Source organism: Maribellus maritimus, assembly GCF_022267315.1.
GTDB lineage: Bacteria > Bacteroidota > Bacteroidia > Bacteroidales > Prolixibacteraceae > Draconibacterium > Draconibacterium maritimum.
On the sequence record NZ_JAIKLE010000096.1, the window covers coordinates 1 to 3852 of the forward strand.

A 3852-nucleotide genomic window follows, 5' to 3' on the forward strand; every position below is an offset into this window, starting at 1 on the left:
GAAAGAAATACAGGTGTTGTTTCCCCTTCTTTGTATTGTGGATGGAGTATGCGACCTGCATTGCCGGTCTGTAAGAGGTTATTTTTGTCTTCGTCGGTTAGCGTAACACCAAAATAAGGCCTGTCCAGTTCAGGTTTATTCCGAACAGCATGGACTGCTACGTTAAAGTTTCCGTCTTCATCCTGCCGGAAGGCCAACCGTGCATCGGTACGGATGGTCATGTTATCGGTTTTAATGGTAATGGGGATTAAGTCCGGCGACTTCTGGAAGTTTAGCATAGGTTCCAGATTCCTTGTATTTTTCAGAAAATCTTTTGATACTCCAAGCTTTTCCAGTTGCGACCAGTCCACCTTATTTTCATCAATCAGGTTTGTTGGTCCTTCCTGTCTTTCTTCTTTTTGAAGATACTGTTCCGGTTTGACTTCATGTTTGTCTAGTGTTTCTTTGTTGGACGGCACATCGGGATTTTGCAGCATCTTATCCAGTACGATGACTGTTTTTTCAACCAAATTGGCTGGTACCCTGAAAAACCGGAATTCAGTTGGATTTTGATACTGCCGATGAAAATTGGTGAAAAAGTTTTCCAGCGGGTTACCGAACCTGTCGATTTTCAAAAAACTGGCAACATTGGCCTGGTTAGGCAGTTCGGTTTGCAGTTTACCGTTTTCATCAAAACCTTTTACGGCTTTTAATTTACTCTCGTTTTTTTCTTTGACCAGTAATACATCCTGGTCATTGATTTTTTGTTCCATGATACATTTCTTTTAATGATTTAAAAGCTAATGTATCAGTGATTTTACTGACTACAGGATAGGTGGCAGCGTTTGGCGTTGAGAGGATGGGTGTGGCGCTTGGTTCTAATTTTTAATTAAATTTTTCCTTTTGAGAAAACAACAATTCACACTATAATGTGATTTTCAAGAATTACATTAACAACGGCTCTAAAACTCACTACTAAATCACATTGTAATATGATTTTACTTGTTTATATCCGTCAAAACAGGTAATTTTACCTCAAAATCACATTATAATGACAACTTCAGAAATAGGAGTGCAAATAAAGGAAAGGAGAAAGGTACTTCGGATTACCCAGCCTGACCTTGCTGAAATGGCGGGTATTAGCATAAATACATTGTATAAAATTGAACGGGGACAGGCAAACCCAACAGTCCAGATACTCAATAAAATTGCAGATATCCTTGGGATGGAGTTAAAACTGGAAGTAAAACAACCAAAACTGTAAGCGATGCGAAAAGCGAATGTTTATAGAAATGGAGAACTCGTTGGGGTACTCTCCCAATTTTCTACTAACGATTACGAATTCAGGTACGATGATAGTTGGTTTGCCAATGGAGAACTTCCTCCAATCAGCCTTACCATGCCGAAAAGCCAACAGGTTTACAAGTCAGAATATTTGTTCCCGTTTTTCTTTAATATGCTGTCGGAAGGTGTGAACAGGCAGTTGCAAACCCGACATTTAAAGATTGACGAAAAAGACTATTTTGGGCTACTGCTGGCAACTGCAAAAACCGATACCATTGGAGCAATAACCATTTCAGAAATTAAAGAATGAGCTTACCAGAAATAAAATATTGTCCGGGAACACTAACAGAAGGGTTTGCTACTTACAGTACAACTTGTTTAAGACGGGTTTTTGATGGACGAAAAGTGAGCCACATATTGCCATATTCTCCTCCGCAAAGCAATGAAGAAGATGCTGAAAAATTTATAGAAAACCGGAAACGGATTTCAATTTCCGGCGTACAGGAAAAACTATCGCTTCTGCTTGACAAAAATAAATTACGCCTGACCGAAAAAGGAGAACAGGGAACTTACATATTAAAACCTATTCCCAGGGATGTAAAAAGTGTTGACCAGGTTCCGGCAAACGAACACCTAACCATGCAAATTGCCCGGCAGGTATATGGTTTACAAATTGCTGAAAATGCACTGATTTTTTTCAGTAACGGAGAACCTGCTTACATCACCAAGCGGTTCGATGTAAAAGAAAATGGCTCGAAATGGGGAAAGGAAGACTTTGCAACGCTCGCCGGGAAAACAGAAGAAAATGCAGGACATAACTTCAAATACGATTACAGCTATGAAGCTATGGGTGAACTACTGAAAAAATATGTTCCTGCATGGCGGGTGGAAATCGAAAAACTGTATTCTTTGATAGTTTTCAACTTCCTGTTTTCAAACGGGGATGCACACCTGAAAAATTTTTCACTCATTGAAACACCGAGCGGAGATTATGTGTTAAGTCCGGCCTACGACCTGCTTAATACAAGAATCCACGTAGATGATTCGGATTTTGCTTTGGATGGAGGATTATTCAGCGATGGTTTCAAATCGGAGGAAATGAAAAAAAACAATCATCCCGGATTGCACGATTTTCAGGAGTTGGCAAAAAGATTCGGAATAAATGAGAAACGAAGAGACAGAATCCTTGCCCCTTACCTGCAAAGACAACCGATGGTTGAAGAGTTAACTCATCGTTCTTTTCTAAATGATAAGACAAAACGTGCTTATTTATTGCATTATAAGACAAAAAGGAATCATTTGAATAAAGTATAACGCCGAATAATGAGGGATTTTCAATTACGAATTGCTACTAATCCGAGCCAATTCATCCATTACAATTTGTGCTGCTTCATCTTTTATTCGCCGATAGTTGTAGTCAATTTCCTCTTGTAAATGGTTTTTGCCATCCTCATCAGTAAAATCTGTAATTACAGGAATAGCCTGATACGCGGCTGCTTCTTTCGCTACTCTTTCATTATCAACTACAATTTCGGCATGAAAAATCTTTTGCTCGATGCGTTCTTCAAAATTGTCAGAAACAGCCCCGACAAAAACGCCCTGTGTGAGGTTACTGATTTTTGATGCAGGGATTAACGTGTCCATTTGAGTATTTATCGAAGTAGATTTGTCTTGCCGGTTAATGGTCATTGATTGCCGTTTTTGAAGGACTTTCCCAAAACGTTCTGACAAAGTTTTTGCTGTTTCGCCAACCACTTGTCCACTAAAAATATTTCCAACGGTGTTCATAACGACCTTGGCTTCTTTGTCGCCATAATCACGGTTTAACTGCGAAAAGTCTTGAAATCCCAGACAGACAGCCACCTTATTACTCCGGGCTGTGGCAATTAGGTTGTCCAGTCCCCGGAAATAAATGGTGGGAAGCTCATCAATAATCACGGAGCTTTTAAGCTGTCCTTTTTTGTTTATTAGTTTTACAATCCGCGAATTGTATAACCCAAGGGCTGCGGAATAGATGTTTTGTCTGTCAGGATTATTTCCCACGCAAAGGATTTTGGGTTCCTTCGGATTATTGATATCAAGAGTAAAATCATTTCCAGACATCACCCAGTACAGTTGCGGTGAAATCATTCTTGAAAGTGGGATTTTTGCGCTGGCAATCTGCCCCTGTAACTGGTCCTGTGCGCCGCCTTCCCAAGCATCGATAAACGGGGACAGATAATTTTCCAGTTCCCTGTACGATGTGAGGATGGTGAAAATGTCAGCGTATTTTTTATTCAGAAACTCGATGGCATGAGGGAAGGTGCAGTATTTCCCGTTTTTGTAAATTTTTAGATACCAGATAATAGCTGTAAGAAGGATAATGGGCGACTCCACAAAAAAGTCGCCCTGTTTCTGAATCCAGGTTTTGTTCAGGTTTAGCATGATAGTGTAGGCCGATTCGTAGGCATCTGCAATATCGGTCATAAATTCCGGGGCTATAGGATTACACCGATGGCTCCGTTCAGGATTATCAAAGTTTATCACGTAGAATTTAGGCGGATGTTCATACTTATCGATGTTTTTCATCAGAGTATTGTACGCGATAAT

5 protein-coding genes are annotated in these 3852 nt (G+C 40.0%); 3 read left to right on the forward strand and 2 right to left on the reverse strand.

Annotated features, from left to right (window positions below; genetic code table 11):
* Positions 1-752, reverse strand: a 752-nt coding sequence (locus tag K5G00_RS28890; RefSeq protein WP_238769994.1) for a DUF4099 domain-containing protein, incomplete at its 3' end; no start/stop codon positions are given.
* A 278-nt stretch (positions 753-1030) separates the two neighbouring features.
* Between K5G00_RS28890 and K5G00_RS28895 the strand changes: the two genes are divergently transcribed.
* The 3 genes from K5G00_RS28895 to K5G00_RS28905 are packed head-to-tail and all read left to right on the forward strand — an operon-like array spanning position 1031 to position 2577.
* Positions 1031-1243 (forward strand): helix-turn-helix domain-containing protein, encoded by a 213-nt coding sequence (locus K5G00_RS28895; RefSeq protein ID WP_238769995.1) that lies wholly within the window; start codon positions 1031-1033, stop codon positions 1241-1243.
* Positions 1244-1246: 3 nt separating this feature from the next.
* Positions 1247-1573, forward strand: a complete 327-nt coding sequence (locus tag K5G00_RS28900; protein WP_238769997.1) for a HipA N-terminal domain-containing protein — start codon at positions 1247-1249, stop codon at positions 1571-1573.
* The gene (locus K5G00_RS28905) at positions 1570-2577 is read left to right on the forward strand and encodes a type II toxin-antitoxin system HipA family toxin (protein ID WP_238769999.1); all 1008 of its coding nucleotides are present in this window, start codon (positions 1570-1572) and stop codon (positions 2575-2577) included. Before K5G00_RS28900 ends, K5G00_RS28905 begins: the two co-directional genes overlap by 4 nt.
* Positions 2578-2601: 24 nt before the next feature.
* Here the strand turns inward: K5G00_RS28905 and K5G00_RS28910 are convergent.
* Positions 2602-3852 (reverse strand): TraM recognition domain-containing protein (locus tag K5G00_RS28910; protein ID WP_238770001.1); only part of this gene is annotated, 1251 nt, incomplete at its 5' end.